Below are 3,871 nucleotides of genomic sequence, written 5' to 3'. Positions count from 1 at the left end.
TCCCACAAGTCTTAGACCAATCTCGACTCGCCTTTAAGAAAACCAGTCAATTACTGCTAGATGATATCCAAACTAAAATCATTATTGCGTTGGCAGCCGTTATCACTGTCATTGTTATCGCGTTGACCGCTATCTATCTACTTATCCTAAAACCCATGCAGCAAACCTTGGTGGAAGCGACCAACAATATCTCTTCTATGGCGCAATCTATCCAGATCACGGCCGAAGCTCTGAAATACAGCACAGAGAAACAACAGGAAATCATGGACTACATTGAGCATTCACCCACTCAATATACTGATAAATAAGACGTAAACGATCAATGCATTATGAGTCACTTGTAAAATAAAAGTTATTTTCAAGAATAAAACAATGCACTTAGAGACGGATTAAAATTACCAATTGCTGATTGAATTCCAGATCTAAGGCAATCAAGTGTTTATCACGGAGCTTAGGGAAAGCGTAACAAAAGGCACTAAAAATGGGAGATTTTACGGGGGAATAGTAGGTTGGAGATATTTTTCTTTCGCACAAGAAAAAACGCCCCAGTCAAATACTGACTGGGGCGGCTGAATCAGCCTAATCCAATAACGTGAAACAAAAGGTCTGAAAGATAGAACATCTTACCTCTGTACCCTACAAGATTTAATGTACAACAATTGCTCAGAAATGAAAACCATTTTTGTAGTTTTTTTTCATGAACGTTTTATTAAAACACCCAAAATCTTCTTATGACTTAACTTTATTCGAGACAAAAAAAAGCCAGTGTTTGTGCACTGGCTCATACTAATTTACTCAATAAGGTCAAAAACTGATTAGTGGGCTTGATCCCAGTTGTCACCGTGGCCAGCTTCCGCGACAAGCGGTACTTCTAGCTCTGCGGCGGATTCCATCAATTCTTGTACTTTACTTTCAATTTCGGCTAAAGCTGACTCTTCCACTTCGAAGACCAATTCATCGTGTACTTGCATAAGCAGTTTCACACGACCATCGCCTTCCGCTTGAATCCATTCATCAACCAACAGCATCGCTTTCTTAATGATATCTGCTGCTGTGCCCTGCATTGGCGCGTTGATTGCCGCACGTTCAGCAGCCTTACGACGCATGCCATTTCGAGATTGAATCTCAGGAAGGTGCAGACGACGACCGTAAATGGTTTCAACAAAGCCTTGCTCTGAAGCCGCGCTGCGTGTGTCTTCCATATACTGCATCACACCTGGGTAACGCTCAAAGTAAGTATCCATGTAGTGTTGTGCTTCGCCACGAGGAATACCTAGCTGCTTAGCCAAACCAAAAGCACTCATGCCGTAGATAAGACCAAAGTTAACCGCTTTAGCACGACGACGCTGCTCAGTGATCACACTCTCAATATCAACACCAATGATCTCAGCAGCCGTTGCCGCGTGGATATCTTTGCCTTGTTGGAATGCTTCCAGCAGCGCTTTGTCACCTGATAGGTGCGCCATGATACGCAATTCAATTTGAGAGTAATCGACCGCTAGAATCTTCCAACCATGTTGTGCAACGAATGCTTGGCGGATACGACGACCTTCTTCATTACGAATTGGGATGTTCTGTAGGTTTGGATCAGTCGAAGACAAACGGCCCGTCGCGGTCACCGCTTGATGATAAGACGTATGAACACGACCAGTCTCAGCGTTGATCATCTTCGGCAGTTTATCTGTGTACGTCGACTTAAGCTTCGCAAGACCACGATACTCAATGATCAACTTAGGTAGCGGGTAATCAAGCGCCAGCTCTTGAAGCACTTCTTCGTTGGTTGAAGGTGCACCTGATGGCGTTTTCTTGATAACTGGCAGACCCATTTTCTCAAACAGGATCGCTTGCAGTTGTTTTGGCGAGTTCATATTGAACTCTTGCTCTGCTATCTCGTAAGCTTTCTGCTCTAGCTCATCCAGACGAACCGCAATCTCTTGTGATTGAGCGCCTAGCAACATGTCATCAATGAATACACCAGTGCGTTCAATGCGAGACATCACAGGGATCAACGGTACTTCGATTTCTTCATAGATGGTTTTAAGCTTTTCATCTTGCTCGATGTTTTCCATCAGGCGGTTATGCAAACGTAGTGTCACGTCAGCATCTTCTGCAGCGTATGGAGACGCCTCACCCAGTTCAATCTGGTTGAAAGTAAGCTGTTTCTTGCCTTTACCTGCGATTTGCTCAAATGAGATGCAGCTGTGCTGAAGGAAACGCAGCGCTAGGCTGTCCATATCATGCTTGCCACCTACGCTGTTGAAAACGTAAGACGCCAGCATGGTATCGTGTTTGATGCCTTTCATCTCGATACCGTAGCGCGCTAGCACACTCATATCGTACTTCAGGTTTTGACCCACTTTAGCTTGAGCATCATCTTCAAGAATCGGTTTCAGTTGTTCAAGTACCCAATCACGATCCAGCTGTTGCGGTGCATCTAGGTAATCATGAGCAACCGGTACGTAAGCGGCAACGCCCTCGTCCGTCGCAAATGATAGACCGACCAAGTTCGCCACCATGTAATCAAGGCTGTCTGTCTCAGTATCAAAAGCAAACAATTCAGCTGCTTTAAGCTTTTCTAACCAAACATTGAATGACGCTTCATCTAGAATCGTTTCGTAGTTGCTACGATCAATCGTCACGGCAGACGTATTCATCTCTACAGTAGAAGCGCTGCTACGTACTGATCCAGCTCCCGCTGCGGAAGATTTCTCATCCGCCTCAACCACTCCGCTGCCACCTTCAAGGAGCTCGTTCAGCCAAGATTTGAAAACCAATTGACCGTATAGCTTGATCAACTCATCGATATTGGGTTGAGCTTTTACCAATGACTCAGGCGTCTCTTCAAGCTCAACATCTAGCTTGATTGTTGCAAGCTCGTAGGACATGTCAGCATTGGCTTTATTATCAGCCAGCTTCTTAGCCATCGTCTTCGAACCGCGGAAACCAAGCGCCGCAATATCATCAAGATTCTGATACAACTTTTCGATACTACCAATGCCTTGTAGTAAAGCCGTCGCTGTCTTGTCACCCACACCCGGAACACCAGGGATGTTATCGACTTTATCGCCCATCAGTGCCAAGTAATCGATGATCAGTTCTGGTGGGATACCAAACTTCTCAATCACACCTTCGCGATCCATTACCACGTTGGTCATGGTGTTGATCAGAGTAACGTTGTCATCAACTAACTGCGCCATATCTTTATCACCAGTACTGATAAGTACAGGCATCCCCATCGCAGAAGCTTGAGAAGCCAACGTACCAATCACGTCATCTGCTTCAACGCCAGGAATAGAGATAAGTGGCAAACCCATCGCACGAATCACATTGTGCAATGGTTCTATCTGGCAACGAAGATCGTCAGGCATAGGTGGGCGGTTTGCTTTGTACTCTGGGTACATGTCATCACGGAACGTTTTCCCTTTCGCATCAAAAATAACCGCAATACGATCAGAAGCAAATTGACGCATCATGCTGCGTAGCATGTTAACTACACCATAAACAGCGTTCGTTGGGATATCACCATTGCTCATGGTGCCAGGGTAAGCATGGAACGCGCGATATAGGTAAGAAGAGCCATCGATCAGAATCAATGGATTATCAGGAATACGAGCCATAATATTTGTGAATCCAGTAAGTACAGAAATTATCTGTTAAGAATGCCACGTCTGTTGGTTGGATTCCATGTTGTCGATCTGTATCCGTTCACTCGGTTGTATTCGTTATAATCGATTTGTTGTTATTTTTTGTTCTTAGACGCAAGCGTTCTGTGGATAACTCTGTTTATATTATTTATCCACCCTGTTGAGAAGTAAGGTTAACAAATCAAAAAACACCAGCAATACACTGAAAATAAAGAATAATTTTACAG

1 protein-coding gene and 1 pseudogene are annotated in these 3,871 nt (G+C 44.4%); one reads left to right on the top strand and one right to left on the bottom strand.

All coding sequences use genetic code 11. From position 1 onward, the window contains the following. Positions 1-308, top strand: a pseudogene (locus tag AB4653_RS07995) (GTP-binding protein); the annotation flags it as partial. A 507-nt stretch (positions 309-815) separates the two neighbouring features. On the opposite strand, the gene polA reads toward AB4653_RS07995, so the two are convergent. Further along, positions 816-3,617: a DNA polymerase I gene (polA, locus tag AB4653_RS07990; protein ID WP_102257543.1), complete on the bottom strand. Its 2,802-nt coding sequence runs from the start codon at positions 3,615-3,617 to the stop codon at positions 816-818. Positions 3,618-3,871 lie beyond the last annotated feature (254 nt).

This window comes from Vibrio sp. 10N.222.48.A3 (genome assembly GCF_041475345.1).
In the GTDB taxonomy this organism is placed as follows: Bacteria; Pseudomonadota; Gammaproteobacteria; order Enterobacterales; family Vibrionaceae; genus Vibrio; species Vibrio tasmaniensis_A.
The sequence above is the reverse complement of the archived record's forward strand: the minus strand, read 5'-3'. Positions and strand labels throughout refer to the sequence as shown.

What these genes read in the sequence shown, in the direction of transcription:
- polA (WP_102257543.1), bottom strand. Translation starts at nt 3,617, where the DNA reads ATGGCTCGTATTCCTGATAATCCATTGATTCTGATCGATGGCTCTTCT.